Below are 21,953 nucleotides of genomic sequence, written 5' to 3' on the forward strand. Positions count from 1 at the left end.
CAATCTGCTCAGGAAGCTCCTACCGAAACTGGTTCTTAGGCTGCTCTGGTGCGCAGCCGGCCTTCGTAATCACGCTTGCCGAGCGGTACACCGCGCGAGCGGAGGATGTCGTAGGCAGTGACGGCGTGGAAATGGAAGTTCGGCAGGGAAAACGAGAGAATGAACGTCTCCGACGTGAAGGCGAGCCTCCGCGGCCCGATCTGAAGGTCCAGGTCCTTGCCCGCGCATTGGTCGACCTCGTCGGGCGTGAACGCCTCCAGCGCCACTTCCGCTTTGCCGATCATCGCCTGCAGGTCGGCGAAAGGGACCGGTCCGACCAAGGCCGGCGGGGCGAACACACCGGTCTTGAGGGCTTCCACCCCCCACACGGAATGGTGCCATGTGGCTTCGACCTGAAAGTGGAAGGGCGCCATGTCGTCGAAAAGGCGCGCGTTCACGAAGTCGTCGGGATCAACACCCGTCTCAGCGCAGTGCCTGGCCGCACGGTCGAGAAAGCCTGCGACGGCCCTCACGGTCTGCAGGAAGGTGGGCACGCTGAGGTCGTAGAGTGATGTTGCCATCGGCTTTCCCTCGCTTTCTGGCGCTCGCGTTTCCGCCTTTTCAGCATCTGCCCGAACGACCACGACAGCAAGAACCGGGCGTTCGAAGCCGTCCGTGGCTTAGCAGGGTCACGAGGAGCAGCGGGGCCATCCCCGCGCTCCCGGCCGAGGCACCACACCCCTCGGATTTCGGAGGGGGTTGTTCCCCGGGCGTTCCGGCATCCGGTGGCGCGGGCGAGACAGGTGCACCGAGCTGAGCGGCGAGCTGGGGCCAGAGCGGCGTGCACAGCCCGCTCACGGGCGTACCCGCCGGGCACTGGTGGACGCCCTGGACCTCACGCAGGCTGAAGAGCGGCTCCCACGAGTTGCCCTCGTCGGTGCTGCGCGCCAGGGCCCAATCGTGCAGCCAGGTGGAGCCGCAGGCGTAGAGGGCACCGCTCTCGCGCTTCACGCACGCATTGCCCGTGGGCAGGGGCAACGGAAGGAAGGGCTCACCCTCGCGCGCCCGGTACAGGCGCGTGTAGCTCGCCACCCACGCGGTCTGGCCATCGGCCGAGACGTCCATGTCGACGAGCGGCTCGTCCACCTCCAGCACGGACGTGAGCGTGCGGCCGCCATCGTCACTGCGCAGCACGGTGTAGACGATGTTGCCCGCCGCCCTCAGCGAGGACACGCGCACCCACAGCACGTCGGGATGGGCCGGGCTCACCGCCAGCAGCTTCAAGTCATATGCGCCCTCGAGCGGCCCGGAGAACGCTCGAGGCAGGTCCTCCCACGTCTGGCCGGCATCGCCGCTGCGGAACAGGTACATCGCGTAGCCCATCCAACCGCTGACATAGAGGCGCTTCGGATCGGAAGGCGCCACGCGCACCGTGGAGAAGACGGCGTCGCGCTTCAGCGGAGTGGGCGTCCACGTCTCCCCGCCATCCTCCGAGCGGTACAGGAGATTGCTCACCGCGGGCCTTCCCGTGGCCACATAGAGCACGGTGTCGTCCGTGGGGTGCTCGGCGAGACTGGTGACCCAGGCGTCCTGGAAGGCGGGGGAGGGGGCCCAGGAGCAGCCTCCGTCGCGCGAGCGCAACAGCACCTTCCCGGTGGCCGTGAGGAGCTCTCCGCTCGAGAGCCACACGTAGCGCTCGGGAGTCCAACTGCCGTAGCCCATGGCCTCCGCGCACACCCAGCGCCACGAGCTACCGCTGTCGCGCGAGATGAGCGTGCCCCGGCTGAAGCCCATCACCTGATCTTCCGGATGCCCGCGGCGCGAGGTGTAGCTCTGGGTTTCCATCAAGCCGCCGTGTGCATGCACGGCGGCCGCGGACAGCACGCCCAGACAGGCGAGGAATCTCCATGAGGCCATGGTGCGGAGTGTATCGCCCTACTCGAGGCCGGCGCCCTGTTGGATCCACTGCTCCAGCAAGTCGAGGTCCTCCCGCGGAAGCGGCGTGCCGCGCTGGGGCATGCGCTCGCCACAGGCGCTCGGAGCACACGGCAGGCCGGTGAAGTCCCCCGTCACCTTTCGCAGCAGGAAGCTCCCCGAGGGATTTCCCGGGTCCACCAGCGGCAGCGAGGGCTCGCGGACGCTCTTCGCCTTCAACCGCTCCAGGAGGGCGGCGGCGTCTCCCGTGCCGAGGGTGAGTTGCACGGAGCCCGCGGGCTGGGCGGTGCCGTGGCACCCCGAGCCGAAGCCGCACGAGCCCTGGAGGAGGGGAGCCACGTCACGGCTGAAGGTGGGAGGCGTCGCTAGCGGTTCCGGTTCCGCTCCACCGCCGCATCCCCACGCCAGCGTCCACCCGCCCAGGACGAGCACCCAATGCCTCGGTCGCTGCTTGCGCATGGGTCCCAACCTACCAGGGCCGTGGACTCGAAACAGGCAAGCGCACGCCCCTGGGTGGAGCAGCGGGAGGGGGAGGACTGCCAGTAGCGGGCCTGCTCCTGCTACGGTGTTGCACCATGAATTCCAGCTCCCCCCGGACAGGACGAGCACGGGCGCTTGCCCTCTGCCTCGCGGCCTGCCTGCCTGCCCAGGCGCTCGCCTCCGCCGCGCCCGCCCGGAAGACCCCGGCCCGGAAGACTCCGAATCGCAAGGCCCCGGCCCCCCAGGAAGACTTCCAGAGCGTGTTCTCCGCCGCCGTCAGCCTCTACGAGAACTTCGAGTACGAGAAGTCGCTGGAGCAGCTGTCGCGGGCCAAGGCGTTGGCGCACGGCGTCGAGCAGGAGGTGCCGGTGGCCCTGTACCAGGGCATCGTGCAGGCGGAGCTCGGCCAGCACGACGAGTCGCTGGCCTCGTTCCGCACCGGCCTCTACCTCCAGCCGGACGCGAGGCTGCCGGTGAAGGTCTCCCCCAAGGTGGAGCGCGACTTCGAGGACGTGCGCCAGTCGGTGCGGCGTGACCTGGGCGTCCAGGAGCCGGCCTCCGGGGCTACCGCGCAGGCTCCGGCGGATCGCCCGGTGCAGACCCCCGGGCTCACCCCGCGCGTGGAGCCGCGGCCCCAGACTCCCGCCTACGTGCCCTCCGTCAACGAGCAGAAGGCGTCCGGCCGCTCGGTGCTGCCGGCGGTGCTGCTGGGGACGACCGCGGTGGCGGGCGGCGCCGCGGCCTTCTTCGGCCTGCAATCGGCCACCCAGGTGTCGCACGCGCGCGAGGCCGGCTTCTACGACGAGCGCGTCGCGTACCTGAATCGCGCCGAGAGCAACGCCCTCGTCGCCAACATCCTGTTCGGCACCGCGAGCGCCGCCGCGCTGGGTGCGCTCGCCACCTTCCTCATTCCCGGGAGCTCCACCGCTTCCGCCTCCACGGGAGGAGGTTCGCCGTGAGCCCCCTGTCCAAGCTTCTGCTGTTGTCCTGTCTGGCCTGCTGCGCCGTTGCCTGCACCGTCCCCTCCATCGAGGAGGTCGAGCAGGAGGAGGGCCCCGCGGGCTGCAACGCCACGGACCACACGTGTCCCGCGGACTTCGTCTGCTACGAGAACCGCTGCATCCAGCTCACCTCGGACATGGTCTGCAAGCCCGGGACGGCCGAGGACTGCACCTCCTCCGGACTGGGCGAGTGCGTCGCGGGCGCGCGTGTGTGTGGCGCGGAGGGAACCTTCGGCGCCTGTGAGAGCAAGAAGAAGCCGGCCTTCGAGCGGTGCGACGGCCTGGACAACGACTGCGACGGCACGCCGGACAACCAGGCGTCCCTCAACATCACCCGGAGCCAGGACGCCGACGCCTCGCTGGTCGCCCTTCCCCTGGGGGGCCCGGGTACGGACGAGCCGGAGGTGACGCTCATCGTCACGACGGAGTCCGGCAAGGTCGTGACCCGCACCCTGTCGCCTGGTGGAACCCTGCGCGACGGGGTGACGTTCCCGCCCGCCACCTCGGGTGGCAGGAACACGGCTGTCGCGGGCGCGTCGGCGGGCCTGGCCGCGGTCGCCTGGCTCGAACAGCCCGGGGTGCTTGGCGGGACCCAGATCAAGCTCTACGTGGCCCTGCTGGATGCGCGCGGCGACATCCTTCGCGCTCCCGTGGAGATCCCCTACACCAATGGCGGTGCCTCCCCCAATGCATCGGAGGTCAGGCTCGCGGTCAATTCGACCCATATCCTGGTGCTCGTCCGGACGACGGGGGGGGCCTCCGCACCCGTCCCCGAAATCTGGGCGCTCACGATTCCCGTCGGGCTCGACCAGGATGCGAGCACCGCCTTCAAGCTCGCCAACCCGCAGACGAATTTCGGGCTGCATGCCACGGAGAACGGCATGTCGACCCGGTTCCTGGTGGCGTACGAGAGCGGCCTGGTCCGGAACGTGGCGACCATTTCCAACGAGGGCGCGCTCGTCGGCAACCCCATGACCCTCTTCCGGGATCCGGACACGCATTCGCCGTTCCTCGTTCCGACGGTCGGCAACGAGACGGACTACAGCCTCTTCTACGTGCGGTACGACTCCCTCGAGAACACGTCGTATCTCAGCATCCAGACGTACGACAACGGGACGTTCCTCTCGCCGGCACCCTACGCCCATGCCGGCTTCATCGAGCGCATGCAGATGACGGCGCCGGCGGGGGCCCCGATGCCGAGCCTCGCGCTCTGGTCCTGGCGGAACAAGCGTGACTCCGCCCCGCGCGACATCCAGGCCGCCAGACTCTCGTTCTCGTCGGACATCGTGGACAAGGTCGCCACGCTGTCGCTCTCGAGCTCGCCCACCTTCTCCGAGGTGCCCGTCCAACTGCCGGGGGACCCGTACTACGTGGTCTACCAGCGCGACCCCGCCATGGCGGTGTCGAGCGCCGCGCCGCCGCCCCTGGAGGTGAACCTGCAGCCCTTCTGCAAGCTGTAGCCAGGGGGCGCCCACCCGCGGTCAGCGCGCCGGAGCGGGGCGATGCCCGGCGTAGAGCTGGTCCCTCCAGCGGAGCAGGTCCGCGAACCGCTCCGCGAGGGCCGGGTGGCTCCAGGCCTTCCTCCGGCCCGGCCCCAGTGGGATGAAGCGATCATCCACGGGCTGGATGAACTGGAGCGTCAGCGCCATGGCGATGTCCGCGTACGAGAACGTGCCGGTGAGGAAGGGCCCTCGCTGGAGCGCCGTGCGCAGCCGCTCGAAGCCGGGCACCGCCGTGGCGAGCAGGGCCGCCTCCGGATCCGACGCCGCCTCGTGCTTGTTCGCGAGGAAGCTCGCCGCCATCCGCGCCATGGGCTTCATCGCGCCCCGTGTCCACCCGGGGATGAACGAGGGGAGGCTCTCGGTCTGGGCGTCGGGGAACTGGATGAGCCGTTGCACCATGTACGCGCGCCCCACGCGGAGGATCGCGTCACTGAGCTGCTCCCATTGCTCGATTTCCGGGAGCGAGGCCGCGGGGAGGAGGGGAGCGCCCTGGCCCTCGCGCTCGGCCCGCTGGGCGATCGCGTAGGAGCCCATCGTGGCGCCCGAGTCCTCCAGCAGGAGCGGCACGGTGCCGCGTTGCCCGGGAGGCGCATGGCGCCGCAAGCGCAGCTCGCCGAGGAGCGGAATGTGTTCGCGGTACTGGTACGCCAGGCGGTGGTGATCCATCGCCCAGCGCGCCTTCTCGGTCCAACCGGAGTAGCCCAAGCCCACCAGGGTTCGCATGGCCGGTGACTCTCCTCCCGGTCCAGCCCCCTGGCAACAAGCGGAGGTCAGGGAGGCCGTGGCGGGCTCGGACAGGTGATAAAGAAGGCCCGTCCGGAGTCATGACGAGGGGCCCGTGAGGAAGAAACAACCCACCACCCAGAGCCGTACGCCCCGGCGCGGCGCCAGGCAGCAGGCCCACCCCCTGGAGCGCTTTCCCGTGGTGGGTATCGGAGCCTCCGCCGGCGGGCTTCGCCCCCTGCAGCTCCTGCTCGAGTCCCTGCCCCCCCATACCGGCATGGCCTTCGTCATCGTGCAGCACCTCTCGCCCGACCACGAGAGCGTGCTGCCCGCCCTGCTGGCCTCGAGGACGGCCATGCCCGTGCTCGAGGCCCGCGAAGGACTGACGCTCTCGCCCGACCACGTCTACGTCACTCCGCCCGGTGTCCGCCTCACGGTCGAACAGGACTCGCTGCACATCGGCGCGCGCACGTCCCGCCCCCACGGCTCCTTGCGCCTCATCGATGATCTCCTGCTCTCCCTGGCGAAGCTGGCGCCGGGCCGGGCCATCGGCATCATCCTCTCGGGCTCGGGCTCGGACGGCACCCGCGGCCTCGAGGCCATCCGCGACGCCGGGGGCACCACCTTCGCCCAGGAGCCGGCCTCCTGCGCCTTCGACGCCATGCCCCTGAGCGCCATCAACGCCGGCTGCGTGGACCACGTGCTCGTCCCCGAGGACATCGCGAGGAACCTGGCCGGGCTCGCTCCCACCTCCCGCTCCGGCCTCGTGCCCTCCGCCCCCCCTCCCTTCTCCCAGCACTCCGAGGAAGACCTGGCTCGCGTCTTCCACCTGCTGCGCACCACCACCCGGGTGGACTTCAGCCACTACAAGCCGAGCACCCTCCAGCGGCGCCTGGAGCAGCGGCTGCGCCTCCACCACGCCAACAGCCTCTCCGACTACGTCCGCTACCTGGAGGCGCATCCCGAGGAGTGCGAGGCGCTCGGTCAGGAGCTGCTCATCCACGTGACGAGCTTCTTCCGCAACCCGGAGGTCTTCGAGGGGCTCCAGCAGCGCGTCTTCCCCGAGCTCCTGCGCAACCGGCCCCCCGAGCTCCCCCTGCGCGTGTGGGTGCCGGGCTGCGCCACCGGGGAGGAGGCCTACTCCATCCTCATGTGCCTGCTGGAGTACCTCGGGGAGCACGCCATCTCCACGCCCATCCAGGCCTTCGGCACCGACCTGAGCGAACAGGCCCTCACCCGGGCCCGCCTCGCCCATTACCCCGAGTCCATCACCGCCGACGTCTCCCCCGAGCGGCTGCGCCGCTTCTTCGTCCGCACCGAGGACGGCTATCAAATCCACAAGTCCCTGCGCGACCTGTGCATCTTCGCGCGGCAGAACATCCTGGCGGATCCTCCCTTCTCCCGGATGGATCTCATCAGCTGCCGCAACGTCCTCATCTACCTGGATCCGGTGCTGCAGAAGAAGGTGCTGTCCGTCTTCCATTACGCCCTCAACCCCGAGGGCTACCTGCTGCTGGGAACGTCCGAGACGGTGGGGGCCTCGGCGGACCTCTTCTCGCTGGTGGACCGGCGGCACAAGCTCTACCGCAAGAAGGCCGTCTCCTACCGGCCGAGCCTCTCCTTCTCCTACCGGGAGCCCGTGGCCGGACGGCACGAGGACGGGCGTCCCCGGCCCAAGCGCGGCGTGCTGGAGCAGGATCCGCAGCGGGAGGCGGACCGGCTCGTGCTCGCCCGCTACGGCCCCCCGGGCGTCATCATCAACGACGCGATGGAGATCCTCCACTTCCGCGGCCATACGGGCCCCTACCTCGAGCCCGTGCCCGGAGTGGCGAGCCTCCACCTGCTGAGGATGGCGCGCGAGGACCTGGCCCTGGAGCTGCGCGCGGCCATCCGTGAGGCCCAGCGGGGCCAGGGCCCGGTCCGCAAGGAGCGGCTCGGAGTGTCCGCCGGGGACGGACAGCGGCGGCTCAACCTCGAGGTGCAACCCCTGTCCGCCTCCTCGGGCCTCCGGGAGCGCTACTACCTCGTCCTCTTCGAGGAGGTCGTGGAGCCCCCGGCCCCTCCCGCTCCCCGGAAGGGCCGCGAAAAGGCGGGCCTGGGCCAGCGCTCCGCCACGCGCCAGGAAGTGGAGCGGCTACGCGAGGAGCTGCACGGCGCCCGGAAGCACCTGCGGATGCTGCTGCAGGAGCAGGAGACCACCTCCGAGGAGCTGCGCGCCGCCACCGAGGAGACCCAGTCCAGCAACGAGGAGCTCCAGTCCACCAACGAGGAGCTGGAGACGGCCAAGGAGGAGCTCCAGTCCACCAACGAGGAGCTCACCACCCTCAACGAGGAGCTCCAGAACCGCAACCTCGAGCTGAGTCAGATCAACAGCGACTTGAACAACCTGATCGGCAGCCTGCGGACCGCCACCGTCATCCTGGGAAGCGATCTGCGCATCCGCCGCTTCACCCCCATGGCGGAGAGCGTGCTGGGGCTCGCCGCCGCGGACGTGGGCCGCTCGCTGCGCGAGGTGCGGCTCGCGCTCGATCTGCCCGGCCTGGAGCGCGCTGTCTCCGAGGTCACCCGGGAGTTCACCCCCTTCGAGCAGGAGGTGCGCTCCTCGTCCGGGCACTGGTACTCGCTGCGGCTGCGGCCCTACAAGACGCTGGACAACAGGCTCGAGGGCGCCGTGATGACGCTGCTGGACATCGACCGGCTCAAGCTCAGCCTCGAGGAGTCCAACCAGGCCCGGGAGTACGCGGAGGCGCTCGTGGAGACGATGCGCGAGCCGTTCCTGGTGTTGGACGGCTACCTGCGCGTCCTCACCGCCAACAGCGCCTTCTACTCGGCCTTCCGTGAGACGGAGCCGCGCACCGTGGGGCACCTCCTCTACGAGCTCGGCAACGGCCAGTGGAACATCCCCGCCCTGCGGCACGTGTTGGAGGAGATCCTCCCGGAGAACACCCGGGTGCGGGACTTCGAGGTGGAGCACGACTTCGAGCACCTCGGCCACCGGCGGATGCTGCTCAACGCCCGGAGGATCTCCGGCCGGGAGCTGGGGACTCAGCGCATCCTCCTCGCCATCATGGACGTCACCGGCCGGACATAGCTCCTGGGTCGTACGTGGTTCCGACTAACCCTTTGGTGCTAGACCGAGGCATGTCCGACTACGCGAGCCTTTCCCGTGCGGAGCTTGCGCGGGCGCTGGAGGCCATGGAATCCACGCCCGTGGCTCCGGACAGGCTCAAGCACCTGCTCCGGGAGCTGCAACGCCACCAGTTGGAGCTGGAGCTGCAGAACCGCGATCTCCGGGAGGCGCAGCAGGAGCTGGAGGAGTCGCGCGCACGCTATGTGGACCTCTACGACTTCGCCCCCATGGCCTGCGTGAGCCTGGATGGCCGGGCCTGCATCCGCGAGCTCAACCTCACCGGCGCCTCCCTGCTGGGGCAGGCTCGCTCCCACCTGCTCGGTCAACCCTTCGTGCCCTTCGTGGACCCGCCGGACCTGAGCCGGTTCCTCCAGCACGTGCGCCACTGCCTGCTGGGCAACCGCGTGAGCACGGAGCTGGGGCTGCGGGTGGGCAAGCAGCGCTTCGAGGTGCGCATCCACAGCGCTCCCTTCGACGGTGGAGAGCCCCACGGGCCCCTGTGCCGCGCGGCCATCCTCGACATCACCGAGCTGCGGCAGATGCAGTTCCGCCTGAGCCTCACCGAGCGGCTGGCCACCGTGGGCACGCTGGCGGCGGGGATGGCCCATGAGATCAACAACCCGCTCGCCTTCCTCATGGCCAACCTCCAGCACGCCACCCAGCAGCTCCAGCAACTGCCCACGAGCGAGCCCGTGCGGACGGCGCTCCAGAGCCTGACCGATGCCTCGATGGGCGCCGAGCGCATCCGCGGCATCGTCCGGGACCTCGGCAGCTTCTCCCGGCCCGAGGAGGGCACCTCGGGCCCCATCGACGTGCGGCAGGTGCTCGAGCTGTCCGTGAAGATGGCCCTGGTGGAGCTGCGCCACCGCGCCCGGCTCGTGCTCGACTACGACGAAGTCCCGGAGGTCCTCGCCGACAGCGCCCGGCTGGGCCAGGTCTTCCTCAACCTGCTGATGAACGCGGCCCAGGCCCTCCCGGAGGGCAGGGCGGATCAACACGAGGTCCGCGTGCGCGTGCGGGACGTGGAGGGGTGGGTGGTGGTGGAGGTCCAGGACACGGGGTCCGGCATCCCCCCGGCGCTGCTCGGCCGCGTCTTCGATCCGTTCTTCACCACCAAGGAGGTGGGCAAGGCAATGGGGCTCGGCCTGTCCATCAGCCATGGCCTGGTGAGGGCGCTCGGGGGCGAGCTCACCGTGGAGAGCGAGCTGGGACGGGGCAGCGTGTTCCGCGTCCGCCTCCCCGCGGCGGCGAGGCCACGCGCGCAGCCACCTCCGCCCGAGCCCCCGCGCCTCGTGGCTCCACGGCGGGGACGGCTGCTCATCGTGGATGACGAGCCGCTGCTCGCGCAGAGCCTCGAGCTGCTGCTGGAGATTGACTACGACATCACCCTGGCCCGGGGTGCGCGCGAGGCGCTGGAGCAGCTTCTCCAGGGGGCCCGTTACGACGCCATCCTCTGCGATCTCATGATGCCGGAGATGACCGGGGGGCAGTTCCACGAGGCGCTCTCGGGGCTCCTTCCCGAGCAGGCCGAGCGGATCATCTTCATGACCGGCGGCGCCTTCACGCCAGCGACCCAGGCCTTCCTGGAGCGGGTGCCCAATCCCCGGCTCCTCAAGCCCTTCAGGCGGGAGGAGCTCGACAGACTCCTCGCCGTGCTCATCCAGTAGCCGTGGGCCCCGGGCCCTCAGGATACGCTTTCGTATGTGAATCCTTTGGGTCGCTGGCCAGCGGACGTCAGCGCGGCGGGCAGTACGAGCCCGTCTTGATGGACCAGAGCGCGTTGTCTGGGGTCTCGCCGGACGCCGTGAGGAAGAAGACGAAGCCCCCCGCGCGGACGAAGGACGCGGCCGGTGCATCGAAGGGCCCTACGCCGGGCTCTATCGGCGCCGAGCCACTGCCGGGGACGATGTCCGCCACCAGCCGGGGCCGATCCTCGAACACCTTCCAGGGCTCTGTCCCGTGAACGCCGTCATCCGCCGCGAAGTAGAGCTTCCCGTTGGCCGCCGCGAGCCCATAGGGGAACGAGGAGGGTGCTCCAGGCTGGATGTCGATGAGGAGCCGGGTGCCCGCGACCGTGCCATCCGTCACCCACGGCTCACGGCCGTGCACGCCATCATCCGCCACGAAGTAGAGCTGGTCGCCGAGGACCGTCATGTTCGTCGGGAGCGAGCCCACCGCTTCCCCGGGCCGGATGTCCACGAACGGGTGGGTACCCGAGGGCGTGCCGTCGCTCACCCACGGCTCGAAGCCCCGGGGCCCGTCCTCGGCGCCGGCGGTGAAGAAGAGCCGCCCGTCGAACGAGGTGAGCCCGAAGGGCGGGGCGATCAGCCCGAAGTTCCGCAGCAGGACGGCGCTCCCCGGGGTGCCGTCGCTGCTCCACAGGTGGGAGGGCTCGCCCGGTGACAGCTCGTCGGTGAAGAAGAAGACCCGGTCCCCGACGGCGGTCAACTGGCCGATGCCGATGCCGCTCGCCGAGGCCCGGAAGAGCTCCACCAGGGCTCCCGAGCGGGGGAGCCGGAACAGCCGCGACGTGCCCGGGTCCGCCAGCGTCTCCGCCGTGAAGACGAGATCCCCGCTCTCCGTCTCCACGATGCCCGAGGAGAAGACGTTGATGGCGAGTGCGGGAGGCGCTCCCAGGATGCGGTGGCTGCCTGAGCGCGTGCCGTCGGTGAGCCACAGCTCGTCCCCACGCCCGGGCACGGGCCGGATGACGAGCAGCCGGCCCCGGTACTCCCGCCGGGGAAAGGCATTCGTGAGCTGCGGCACGTCCACCGGGTGCGTACCGGACGCCGTCCCATTGCTCCTCCAGAGAACGCCATTGGAGGAGAAGAAGAGGAGCCCCCCGGCTTCCGTGAGCGCTCGCGGGCCCGCGGGTGCGGTGATGGGCGCGATCGTCTTCACCCTGACCGTGCCCGCGCGCGTCCCGTCGCTCTTCCAGAGGGACCAGCCCGTGGTGGGGTTCACGACGATGAAGAAGAGCCGGTCGCCCACGGCGACCATTCCCTCTGGCCCCCGGATGCGCGTGGTCTCCAGAACCCGGGTGGCCGGAACGCAGTCCACTGACGCCAGGGCTTCGTCCGCCTCCGTCGCCACGCCCGAGGACGGTTCCTCCCTGTCCCCGGAGGACATCCCGCAGTGGGTGAGGCCCAGCGCCAGCAAGAGCATCGGCAGCCGGCTGAATCCCGGTTTCATGGTCATCCCCCCCCCCCGAGGCACGGCATGCCCCGGACCTGAGGGAAGCTGTAGCCCCGCGAGGAAACCTGGCACCCGCGCCAGAGGAGCGGCACGACGCCACCCAACGGACAGAAGCCTCGTCCTCCTGGCCTTCGTCGGCCTCGCGCGAGTGACATACCCGGCACGGGCCCGGGTCCCGAGGGAAGGGGACCCGGGCCTCGCTCGGGCTCAGGGCGCGGGAGCGGGGGCGGCGTGCTCGCCGTCGTGGTGCTCGGGCTGCTGCGTCGGCTTCGTCTGGCCCCGCAGCCGCTGCATCAGCACGTACAGGCCGGGGATGAAGACGAAGTTGACCACGGTGGACACGAGCATTCCGCCGAACACGGCCGTGCCCAGCGAGTTGCGCGCGGCGGCACCGGCCCCGCTCGCCGTCATCAGCGGCACCACGCCCAGGAGGAAGGCGATGGACGTCATGAGGATGGGGCGCAGGCGCACGGCGGCCGCCTCCACCACCGCGTCCACGGCGCTCTTGCCGCTCGCGCGCAGCTGCTCGGCGAACTCCACGATGAGGATGGCGTTCTTGCTCGCCAGACCCACCAGCATCACCAGTCCCACCTGGCAGAAGACGTCGTTGGCGAAGCCGCGCGCCACCTGCAGGCCCAGCGCTCCCATGATGGCCAGGGGCACCGAGAGGATGATGACGAAGGGCAGGGTGAAGCTCTCGTACTGGGCCGCGAGCACCAGGAACACGAACAGCAGGCCGAGCGAGAAGATGATCATCGTCTGCCCGCCGCTCTCCTTCTGCTCGAGGCTGATGCCCGTCCACTCCGTGCTCATGCCCTGGGGCAGCCGTTCCGCGGCGAGCTGCTCCATCAGCTCCATCGCCTGGCCGGAGGAGACGCCCGGAGCGGCCTGGCCGTTGATCTCCGCCGCGCGGAAGAGGTTGTAGTGGCGGATGGACTGGGCCGTGACGGTGGGAGCCACCTGCACCAGCGACTCGAGCGGCAGCATGGAGCCGCTGTCGCTGCGCACGTAGAAGGCGCCGATGTCCTGCGGGCTGTTGCGGAACTGCTGCTCGGCCTGGACGTAGACGCGGTAGGTGCGGTTGGCGTAGTTGAAGTCGTTGACGTACTGGCTGCCCATGTAGACCTGCATGGTGCCGAACACCTGATCCAACGGCACCCCGAGCGCCTTGGCCTTCTGGCGATCCACCTCGACGTCCAGCAGCGGGGTGTCGGCGTTGAAGGTGGTGAAGACGCCACGCAGCTGGCCCTGCTCATTGCCGCCCGCCGCGAGCTCCTGGGCGGACGAGGCCAACTCGCCCAGGGGGCGGCCACCGGCGGTGTCCTCGACGATGTACTGGAAGCCGCCCACCGAGCCCACGCCGCGGATGGCCGGAGGCTGGAAGGGGATGACGCGGGCGCCCCCAATCTGACCCAGGGGGCCACGCAGCCGCTCCACGAGCGCGGCCACGGAGTGCTCCTTGCCCGGCCGCTCCCCCCAGGGCTTGAGGGGGACGAAGATGCTGGCGTAGTTGGCGCCGGTCCCCTGGAAGGAGAACCCGCCGATGGCGAACATGGTCACCACCTCGGGCTGGGCCTGAAGCACCTTCTCCGCCTCCATCAGCACCTTCTCCGTCTGCGCGAGCGCCATGCCCTCGGGGCCCTGGATACCGATCATCAGGTAGCCCTGGTCCTCGTCGGGGATGAAGCCGGTGGGCGCGGAGCGGAAGAGCATCACCGTTGCACCGATGCACAGCAGGAACGCGAGCAGGATGAGGAGGGGGCGCGCCAGCAGCACGCGCAGGCTCTTGCTGTACGTGTCGCGCGTCCAGTCGAGCGCCTTGTCCATCATGCGGAAGAAGATCCACTTCTCCCCGTGGTGGTGCCGGAGCAGGCGGGCGCTCAGGGCGGGCGTCAGCGTCAGGGCGCAGAAGGTGGAGAGGGCCACCGACGCGGCGATGGTGAGGGCGAACTGGCGGTAGATGGCGCCGGTGGTGCCCGGGAAGAGGGCCACGGGGACGAACACCGCCACCAGCACGATGGAGATGGCCACCACCGCACCGGCCACTTCCTTCATGCCCTCGCTCGCCGCCCGTAGAGGGGTGAGGCCCCGCTCGGCCATCAAGCGCTCGATGTTCTCGATGACCACGATGGCGTCGTCCACGACGAGACCCGTGGCCAGGGTGAGGCCGAAGAGGGTGAGCGTGTTGATGGAGAAGCCCATCAGGTAGACGAAGGCGAAGGTACCCACCAGCGACACCGGCAGGGTGATGGCGGTGATGAGCACGCTGCGCCAGCCGTGGAGGAACAGGAAGATGACGAGGATGACGAGCGCGATGGCCTCCACCAGCGTGTGCATCACCTCGTCGACGGAGGCGCGCACCGCGAGCGTGGTGTCCGTCCCCGTCTTGAACTCCATGCCCGGGGGGAACTGCGTGGAGAGCCGATCCAGCTCCTTGTAGACGGCGTCACGCACGTCGAGCGCGTTGGCGGTGGGCAGCTGGAAGATGGCCATGCCCACGCCCGTGCGGCCGTTGAAGCGCAGGATGGTGCCGTAGTTCTCCGCGCCCAGCTCCACGCGGGCCACGTCCTTCACGCGCACCATCTTCCCGTCGTTGCTGCGCTGCAGGACGATCTCCCCGAACTCCTCGGGCTCCACGAGCCGGCCGTGCGCCCGGACGGCGATCTGATAGGGCTGCTCGGTGCTGGAGGGGGGCTGGCCCACCTGGCCCGCGGCCACCTGGACGTTCTGCTCCTGGAGCGCGCGCACCACGTCCTGGGCCGTCATGCCGCGGCGGGCGATCTCCGTGGGGTTGAGCCACACGCGCATGGAGAACTTGCGCTCGCCGAAGATGCGCACCTCGCCCACGCCCTTCACGCGCTTGACGGCGTCCTTGAGGTTCACGTCCGCGTAGTTGCTCAGGAACTTCGCGTCGTAGCGGTTGTCCGGGCTGGAGAGGCCCACCGTCAGCAGCATCTGGCTGGAGGCCTTGTTGACGACGATGCCCGTCTGGTTCACCTGCGAGGGCAGACGCGAGGCGGCACGGCTCACGCGGTTCTGCACGTCCACCGCGGCTACCTCGATGTTGCGCGTGGGCTCGAAGGTGACGGTGATGGTGCTGGTGCCGTCGTTGCTGCTGGTGGAGCTGATGTAGCGCATGCCCTCCACCCCGTTGATTTCCTGCTCGAGCGGGATGGTGACGGCGCTCTCCACTTCCTCGGCGCTCGCGCCCACATAGGCGCTGGTGACGGTCACCTGGGGCGGCGCCAGGTCCGGGTACTGGGAGATGGGGAGGGTGGGAATGGCCACCGCTCCCGCCAGCGTCAGCAGGATGGAGCAGACGGCGGCGAAGACGGGCCTGCGGATGAAGAAATCGACGAACACGGCTGTGGAGCCCTCGTTCTGATGGCTGTGGCCGGGCGCCCACCCCCTCCCCGAGGCGCCCGGTCCTGCGAATGATTTAGCGGCTGCCCCCGGCGGCACCACCGCCAGCGACGGCCCCGGCCTGAGCGGCGGCGGGGGACTGCTGCGCCTTCACCTTCACCGGCGCGCCATCCCTCAGCGCCTGCAGCGAGGTGACGGCCACCTGCTCGCCCTCCTTGAGCCCGCCCTCGACCACGTAGGCCAGCTCTCCGAGCGTCCCGAGCTGGATGGGGCGGCGCTCCACCACCGTCTTGCCTTCCTTCTCCTTCACGACGAGGGCGAAGGGCTGGCCGCTCTGGCGCACCACCGCGAGCGCGGGGATCTGCAGGGCGTTGCGGGTGTTGTAGACGAGCCGCGCGCGCACCAGCTCGGCGGGGCGCAGGCCCACGGTGTTGCGGAAGGCGGCCTTCACCTCCACCAGCTGGGTGCGCGGATCCGCCTGGGGCGCGACGAAGAAGACGGTGCTGGTGAGGAGCACCTTGCCGCTCTCGTCGAGCACCTCGAGCGGCGTCTCCGGGCGCAGCGTGCGGGCGCGCTCGGCGGGCACCGACACACTCACCTCGAGCACGTCCGCCTGGGCCACGCTGGTGAGCGGCGTGGTGGCGCTCACGAAGTCACCCATGCGCACCAACACGTCGCCCACGGTGCCGGCGAACGGCGCGCGCACCGTGTTGAACTGCAGCTGCACCTCGCGCTGCGTCTCCGTGGCGGCGGCGGCGCGCGTGTTGGCCTCCAGCGCCTCCACCTGGGCGCGGGCCTGCTCCAACTCCTGGGCGCTCGCCAGGCCCTCCTTGTAGAGGGACTCGAGGCGGGTGCGCGTGCGGCGCGCCTGCTCCAGGTTCACCTCGGAGGAGGTGCGCTGGGCCTTGGCCGTCTCGAGCGCCGCGGTCTCCTCGCGCGAATCCACGTCGAGGAGCGGTGCTCCGGCCTCCACCTTCTGGCCCGGACGCACGTGGATTTTGCGCACGTAGCCGGCCACCTGCGGCAGCACCGTGACGCTCTGACGCGACATCAGCGTCCCGAGGTACTCGCTCGCATCGCGCACCGGGCTGGGGGCCAGCTGCACCACTTCGATCTCACGGGGTGGGGGAGGCGCCTTGGCCACCTGTTTGTCCCCGCAGCCGATGGCACCGGCCACCAGGGCCGCTCCCCACAGTCCCACCACCAACGTCTTCATGGGTCGTCCCTTCTTCACCAGTCGCACCGTGCCTCCGTCAGGAATGCGTCCAGGCGCGCCTGGACAAGCTCGAATTCACGCAGGGCCAATGACAGCTCCGCCTGCCGCAGCGCCGCACCGCTCTGCACCAGCTCGAGGCTGCTGCCCCGGCCCACCTCGAAGGCGCGGCGGGTGAGCTGATCCGTCTTCGCGGCCAGCTCCCGGGCGTCGGACGCCGTCTTCACCAGCGACTCGCTCACGCCTACGTTGCGCCGCGCCCGCGTCACCTCCACCGTCGCGTCGCGCTGCGTGCGCTCGAGCGTCTCGGCCGCCTGCTGCTCGAGGCCCGCGCGCTCGCGCACCAGCCCTCCCCGGAGGCCTCCCTCCCAGAGCGGCACCGACAGCACGGCGGCGATGCTCCAGGTGGCGACGCGCCCGGGCGCGGGCTCGGTGGTGTAGCCATAGGCCGAGGTGTTGACGCCAATCGTCGGCAGGTAGCCCGCCGAGGCCTGGCGCTTGCTCTCGCGCGCCGACTCCAGCTGGGTGCGCGCGGCCTCGAGGTCCGGCCGCTCCATCAGGGCCTTCAGCGGGGCACACGTGGCGCGCGTCTGGTCCACCAGCCCCTGCAGGTTGAAGGACGGGCTCACGCCCACCTCCTGCGGCAGGCCCAGCGACAGGCCGAGTGCCTCGCGGGCGCGGTGCAGCTGCTCGTCACCGGCGATGAGGGACTGGCGTGCCACCTCCACGTCCTGGCGCACGCGCACCACGTCCAACTGGTTGCCCGCGCCCAGCTCGAAGGAGCGCTGGGCGAGCGCGGCGCGCTCCAGGGCCCGGCGCAGGCCCACGCGGTTGATCTCCGCGGCGCGCTCGGCGGCCACGGTGGCCACCAGCGTCCGCGCCAGCCCCAGGGTGAGGCGGCGCTGGATGTCCTGGAGGTTCGCCTCGGCGCTGCCCTGGGCCGAGCGGGCCGACGACAGCCCGCGCCAGGCCCCCAGGTCCACCACCGACTGCGTCAGCGACACCGAGGCCGAGGCGAGGGGCAGGGTGGGCTGGCGGGCGGCCGTGAGCGGCACCGTCACCGGCGTGCCGGTGAGGCCCACGGAGGTGCCGGGGTTGAGGATGTCGTAGGCGACTCCCGCGGACGCGCGGGCGTTGGGCAGGAGCGTCGACAGGGCCTGACGCCAGCGGCCCTCGGCGCGCTGCACGTTGGCCTCCGCGATGCGCAGGTCCGTGGAGCGCTCGCGCGCCAGTCCGAGCGTCTCTTCCCAGCTCCCCACCAGCTTGGACGCGGGGGGCGCCGGGGTGAGCATCGGATCATCCACCTGCGGCTGGAACGCGGGCGGCGCCGGCACGAGCGGATCCTGCTCGGCCAGGGAGGGGGCGGCGGTGAGCACCGCGATGAGGAAGGCGAGACGGTAGGTCATACCCTTGAGGAGTCCTGGCTTCGGGTACCGTCCGCGCTGTCCGGTCGCCCCCCGGCACGGCCAGCCTTGTTCGGTACCATTGACAACAGTTGTCACTGACAAGCATCCTTACGCGAGATGACCCTTCCCGAGCAAGTGGGATCCCTGCGTCGCACCCTGCACCGGCTGGTTGGCCGCCGGTTGAGCGGGCGTACACGCCGACCCTTCAACCACCTGCTGGCCATGAAGTTCATCGCCCGGCTGGGGGTGCGCACCCAGGCGGAGCTGGCCGAGCGGATGCTGATGGATGCCCCAGCGGTGAGCCGCCTGGTGGATCGCCTGGAGGAGGATGGGCTGGTGAAGCGCTGCGCGGGCGAGGATCGCCGCTGCGTGCGCCTCCAGGTGACCGAGTCCAGCCGGGGCGAGCTCGAGGTCCTGGACGAGGCGGATCAGTGGGTGCAGGCCGAGGCGGACAAGTACCTCACGGCCACGGAGGTGCGCGAGCTGATGCGCCTGCTGGGCAAGCTCCAGGCGGGGCTGTCCCAGGTGCTGGAGGAGTCCGAGCGGGAGTCCGGGTCCTGACGGAGGGGCCCGGCGCTCAGTCCGGCCGCAGCCCCGTGGTCGCGCCCGCGAGCTTCAGCGACTCGAAGGAGCGCGTGGGCCCGAAGGCCATCACCCGCAGCAGCGTATTGCCCGTCTTGTAGAGGGACAGCTCGAACTGGAAGGGCTTGCCCGCGCGGGTGGCGCTGCCGGTGAGGGTGGCGAGGCTCGCGTCGAGGAGCGGGGTGCCGTTGTCGGAGGTCTCGGCCACCTGGAAGTCGGGGTACTGCAGCCGCAGGTCGTGCAGCGCCAGGTCCCTCGCCTCGCGCAGGTTCTCCGCCTGGGCCTCGTTCCAGCCGCGCACGGCCACCGTCAGGTGCGCGTTGTAGTCCGGGTGGGACAGCCACAGGTCGATGTCGGGGTCCGCGGCCCGCACCACCGACTCCTTGCGGCGGAACCAGCCCTCCGAGGGGATTCGCAGCTTGTAGGGGTGGCGGTCTCCGACGACCGAGTCCTCCGCGCCCAGCTGGCGTCCCTCGAGGTCCGGCCGCAGGGCGATCTTCATCCGCTCGTCGAGCGACTGGGTGGAGGCGAGCCGGGTGAAGCCGATGAGCTCCACGGCCACGCTGAGCAGCACGGCGGTGAGCGCCACGCCGCCCAGGAAGGACGAGGGCTTGCTCCAGACGAGCACCAGCACGCCGCAGGAGAAGGCGAAGACGACGAGCGTGAAGAGGTACTGCACCTGGTACAGGCTCATGCCTCCGAAGAGGAACATGCCGAGCACCAGCCGGACGAAGGCGAGGGTGCGGAAGCGGTTGCTGCCCAGGAGGAAGCTGACGCCGAGCACCGCATCCAGGCCCACGCCGACGAGCGTGCCGGCGAGCTGGGCGGCGCGGAGCGAGGGGTCCGTGGACACCGAGGGCAGGAAGAGGAACTCGAAGAGGTGGAGCACCGCGTTGAGCAGCAGGATGCCGCCGCCGAGCAGGAGCATGGAGCTCGCCTGGGAGGCGGGGGCGGCCTGGGGTGCCGGGGCGGGGGTGCTCGTCGCGGCCGGGGTGGGCTCGAGCGACGGGATGTACTCCACGGTGGGGACGTACTCCGCGGCGCGGGCGGGAGGGGCGCTCACGGGGGCGCTGGCCGCGGCGGCGCGGGCCACGGGGACGCTCGGCATGCCCGTGGAGGACGCGCGAGCCACCGGGATGCCCGGCATGCCCGTGGAGGAGGCGCGGGCGGCGGCGGGGATGCTCGGAAGGGAGACGGCGGACTCACGGCCGGCCGAGGCGCCGCCCCGGCCACACCGAGGGCAGAGGGCCTGGGCTCGGGGGCGGTGCTTGAGTCCGCAATGAGGGCAGTTGATCCAGGTGTCGTCCACGCTCTCCCTCCCTGGGCGTCCTCGTTCGCGGCAATGGGGGTTGCCGGGACTCGTCTTCTAACAGAGTGGGACGGCCGCGAGGTAGAGGGTCCCCCCTGTGGGGAGATGTCCGCCCGGAGAGGCCCGCCCGTCCGGGCTCAGGGGAGGATAGCGAAGGCGCGGGCCGGGAAGCCGAACCCGTTCTCCACCTTGGGCCAGGTCACCACGATGAGGGCGCCCGCGGGAGGCACCGCGTCCAGGTGGGCCATGACCTCGATCTGGTAGTGGCCCTGGCCGAGCACCCACGTCTCCGATTCCATCTTCTCCGTGGTGTCGGTGTCGAGCGACTCGTGGCCAATGGCGGTGATGTGCCGCTCATTGAAGAGGAACTGGATGGCGGCGAGGGACCAGGCGGGGAAGGGGAAGCGCTTGAAGCGCTCGGGGTTGTTCCAGTCCTTGTACAGGTCCGTGCGCAGCGCGGCGAAGGCGCCCGCCGGGACGCGGCCGTGCTTCTTCTCCCACTCGAGGATGTCCTGCACGGTGAGCGCGTGGTTCGGATCCGCGCCGAGCAGCGGGGTGATGTCGAAGACGGCCAGCGGGAGGATCATCTCCTCGAGGGGGATGCGATCCATCGTGAGGGCGTTCTCGTGGAAGTGCGCGGGCGGATCCACGTGGGTGCCGTACTGGCCCACCATGGAGTAGTAGGTCGTCCGGAAGCCGTCCTGCGCCAGGCCGTAGGGCCGGTACGTCTTCGGATCCGACGCGGCGGTGAAGCTGGCCTGGCCGAAGCCCTGCCACACCGGAGTGCTGGGGCTGAAGCTGTGGGTGAGGTCGACGAGCTTGCGGGTGGAGATGACCTTGTAGGCCTCGGCCAGGCTCATGCTGCCATCGGCATGAGCGCACGCGGAGCCCAGGAGCACGAGCACCGCGAGCAGGCAATGCACCGGGCTGCTCTTCTCGAAAACACGGCTGGATACGGACATGGACGCCTCCGTTGGTGGATACGTGTTTTCATGCTCTACCGGTTCCGCTCCAGCTTCTCCAGGTCGCCGAGTTGGATCTGCAGGGCCCGGATGGAGAGGTGGCTCAGCGGCGGGCCAGGAAGCCTTCCAGCACTCCGGCGACGTTGGTGCCGATCTCCTCCACGGCGTAGCCGCCCTCCTGCACGAACACGGTGGGGAGCTTCAGCCCGGCCAGACGCTGGCCCATCAGCGGGTAGGCCTCGGTGCCGAGCTTGAAGGCGCTGATCGGATCTCCCTCGTAGGTGTCCACGCCGAGCGACACCACCAGCGCGTCGGGCGAGAACCCGCCGATGACGTCCATCGCGGCCGCCAGCGCGGTGCTGTACTCCGTCCAGGCGGTGCCACGCGGCAGCGGGAAGTTGCGCGTGGAGCCCTCGCCCGCGCCCGCCCCGCGCTCGTCGGCATAGCCGAGGAAGTAGGGGTACTCGGTCTCCGGGGTGGCGTGGATGGACACGAACAGCACGTCCGGGCGCTCCCAGAAGATGTCCTGGGTGCCGTTGCCGTGGTGGTAGTCCACGTCCAGCACCGCCACCCGAGCGAAGCCGTGATCCCTCAGGTACTGCGCGGCCAGGGCGGCGTTGTTGAGGAAGCAGTAGCCGCCGTAGAGCGAGTGCCCGGCGTGATGTCCCGGCGGACGGCAGAGGGCATAGGCGCTCTTCTCGCCCTCGGCGACCCAGGCGGCGGCCGTCAGGGCGCAGTGGGCGGCGGCGAGCGCGGCCTCCCAGGTGCCCTCGACGATCGGCGTGCTGGCGTCGAAGGCGTAGTAGCCCATCTTCCCGTTGATGCCGGAGGGGATGTGGTCGCGGCGCAGGCTCCGGGCGGGGAAACCGCTCGGCAGCATGAAGCCTTCCTTGCCGGCGGCGCGCCACTCGGCGTGCGCGGTGCGCAGGAACTCGACGAACGCGGCGTCATGGACGCGCAGGAGCGACTCGTGCGGGAACGCGCGCGGCTCGCTCAGCTCGAAGCCCGCGCGTTGGAGCGCCTTCAGGATGTAGTCGGCGCGCACCGGCATCTCGAAGCACGGCACCAGCTCGCCGCGATGGAGCTCTTTTCCACCGTCATGGCGGGCGTGCAGGGGGGAATGAGCGACTTTCACCGAGCGAGCTCCCTGGGTCGGGGACAGGCGGACCCGCC

16 protein-coding genes are annotated in these 21,953 nt (G+C 70.3%); 5 read left to right on the forward strand and 11 right to left on the reverse strand.

Annotated features, from left to right (window positions below; all coding sequences use genetic code 11):
* Positions 1 to 35: 35 nt before the first annotated feature.
* Genes ACJ8AN_RS07885 through ACJ8AN_RS07895 form a run of 3 tightly spaced genes read right to left on the reverse strand, consistent with a single transcriptional unit; the run spans position 36 to position 2,373 of the window.
* The gene (locus tag ACJ8AN_RS07885) at positions 36 to 560 is read right to left on the reverse strand and encodes a DUF1993 family protein (RefSeq protein WP_407754630.1); all 525 of its coding nucleotides are present in this window, start codon (positions 558 to 560) and stop codon (positions 36 to 38) included.
* 40 nt (positions 561 to 600) lie between these two features.
* Positions 601 to 1,896 (reverse strand): WD40/YVTN/BNR-like repeat-containing protein, encoded by a 1,296-nt coding sequence (locus ACJ8AN_RS07890; RefSeq protein ID WP_407754631.1) that lies wholly within the window; start codon positions 1,894 to 1,896, stop codon positions 601 to 603.
* An 18-nt stretch (positions 1,897 to 1,914) separates the two neighbouring features.
* Positions 1,915 to 2,373, reverse strand: coding sequence for a hypothetical protein (locus tag ACJ8AN_RS07895; RefSeq protein WP_407754632.1), 459 nt, complete (start codon positions 2,371 to 2,373; stop codon positions 1,915 to 1,917).
* A gap of 116 nt (positions 2,374 to 2,489) precedes the next feature.
* On the opposite strand from ACJ8AN_RS07895, the gene ACJ8AN_RS07900 reads away from it, so the two are divergent.
* Both ACJ8AN_RS07900 and ACJ8AN_RS07905 read left to right on the forward strand, forming a co-directional pair.
* Positions 2,490 to 3,353, forward strand: a complete 864-nt coding sequence (locus ACJ8AN_RS07900) for a hypothetical protein (RefSeq protein WP_407754633.1) — start codon at positions 2,490 to 2,492, stop codon at positions 3,351 to 3,353.
* Positions 3,350 to 4,855 (forward strand): putative metal-binding motif-containing protein, encoded by a 1,506-nt coding sequence (locus tag ACJ8AN_RS07905; protein WP_407754634.1) that lies wholly within the window; start codon positions 3,350 to 3,352, stop codon positions 4,853 to 4,855. The genes ACJ8AN_RS07900 and ACJ8AN_RS07905 overlap by 4 nt, the downstream gene beginning before the upstream one ends.
* 21 nt (positions 4,856 to 4,876) lie before the next feature.
* Here ACJ8AN_RS07905 and ACJ8AN_RS07910 read toward each other — a convergent pair whose 3' ends face one another.
* Complete coding sequence (locus tag ACJ8AN_RS07910; protein ID WP_407754635.1) at positions 4,877 to 5,620, reverse strand: glutathione S-transferase family protein; 744 nt, start codon at positions 5,618 to 5,620, stop codon at positions 4,877 to 4,879.
* Between the two features lie 115 nt (positions 5,621 to 5,735).
* Here ACJ8AN_RS07910 and ACJ8AN_RS07915 point away from each other — a divergent pair, with 115 nt between their 5' ends.
* Together ACJ8AN_RS07915 and ACJ8AN_RS07920 are read left to right on the forward strand one after the other, a co-directional pair.
* Positions 5,736 to 8,711: a chemotaxis protein CheB gene (locus ACJ8AN_RS07915; protein ID WP_407754636.1), complete on the forward strand. Its 2,976-nt coding sequence runs from the start codon at positions 5,736 to 5,738 to the stop codon at positions 8,709 to 8,711.
* Between the two features lie 104 nt (positions 8,712 to 8,815).
* Positions 8,816 to 10,417, forward strand: coding sequence for an ATP-binding protein (locus tag ACJ8AN_RS07920; RefSeq protein WP_407754637.1), 1,602 nt, complete (start codon positions 8,816 to 8,818; stop codon positions 10,415 to 10,417).
* A 67-nt stretch (positions 10,418 to 10,484) separates the two neighbouring features.
* Here ACJ8AN_RS07920 and ACJ8AN_RS07925 read toward each other — a convergent pair whose 3' ends face one another.
* The 4 genes from ACJ8AN_RS07925 to ACJ8AN_RS07940 form a co-directional block, all read right to left on the reverse strand.
* On the reverse strand, positions 10,485 to 11,942 hold the full coding sequence (locus ACJ8AN_RS07925) for an ELWxxDGT repeat protein (RefSeq protein ID WP_407754638.1): 1,458 nt from the start codon (positions 11,940 to 11,942) through the stop codon (positions 10,485 to 10,487).
* Between the two features lie 210 nt (positions 11,943 to 12,152).
* On the reverse strand, positions 12,153 to 15,308 hold the full coding sequence (locus ACJ8AN_RS07930; RefSeq protein ID WP_407754639.1) for an efflux RND transporter permease subunit: 3,156 nt from the start codon (positions 15,306 to 15,308) through the stop codon (positions 12,153 to 12,155).
* A 76-nt stretch (positions 15,309 to 15,384) separates the two neighbouring features.
* Positions 15,385 to 16,524 carry an efflux RND transporter periplasmic adaptor subunit gene (locus tag ACJ8AN_RS07935; protein ID WP_407754640.1) on the reverse strand — a complete coding sequence of 380 codons (1,140 nt, stop codon included), beginning with the start codon at positions 16,522 to 16,524 and terminating at the stop codon, positions 15,385 to 15,387.
* 14 nt (positions 16,525 to 16,538) lie between these two features.
* Positions 16,539 to 17,927, reverse strand: a complete 1,389-nt coding sequence (locus ACJ8AN_RS07940) for a TolC family protein (RefSeq protein WP_407754641.1) — start codon at positions 17,925 to 17,927, stop codon at positions 16,539 to 16,541.
* 135 nt (positions 17,928 to 18,062) lie between these two features.
* On the opposite strand from ACJ8AN_RS07940, the gene ACJ8AN_RS07945 reads away from it, so the two are divergent.
* Positions 18,063 to 18,488 carry a MarR family winged helix-turn-helix transcriptional regulator gene (locus tag ACJ8AN_RS07945; protein WP_407754642.1) on the forward strand — a complete coding sequence of 142 codons (426 nt, stop codon included), beginning with the start codon at positions 18,063 to 18,065 and terminating at the stop codon, positions 18,486 to 18,488.
* 16 nt (positions 18,489 to 18,504) lie between these two features.
* Here the strand turns inward: ACJ8AN_RS07945 and ACJ8AN_RS07950 are convergent, their stop codons facing one another.
* The 3 genes from ACJ8AN_RS07950 to ACJ8AN_RS07960 all read right to left on the reverse strand — a co-directional run bounded on the left by ACJ8AN_RS07950 (position 18,505) and on the right by ACJ8AN_RS07960 (position 21,915).
* On the reverse strand, positions 18,505 to 19,818 hold the full coding sequence (locus ACJ8AN_RS07950; RefSeq protein WP_407754643.1) for a hypothetical protein: 1,314 nt from the start codon (positions 19,816 to 19,818) through the stop codon (positions 18,505 to 18,507).
* Between the two features lie 137 nt (positions 19,819 to 19,955).
* Positions 19,956 to 20,780 carry a cyclase family protein gene (locus ACJ8AN_RS07955; RefSeq protein WP_407754644.1) on the reverse strand — a complete coding sequence of 275 codons (825 nt, stop codon included), beginning with the start codon at positions 20,778 to 20,780 and terminating at the stop codon, positions 19,956 to 19,958.
* 103 nt (positions 20,781 to 20,883) lie between these two features.
* A complete protein-coding gene (locus ACJ8AN_RS07960; protein WP_407754645.1) occupies positions 20,884 to 21,915 on the reverse strand; it encodes a histone deacetylase family protein in 1,032 nt (343 codons plus the stop codon).
* Between the last annotated feature and the right edge of the window lie 38 nt (positions 21,916 to 21,953).

This window comes from Archangium sp. (genome assembly GCF_045802675.1).
GTDB lineage: Bacteria > Myxococcota > Myxococcia > Myxococcales > Myxococcaceae > Archangium.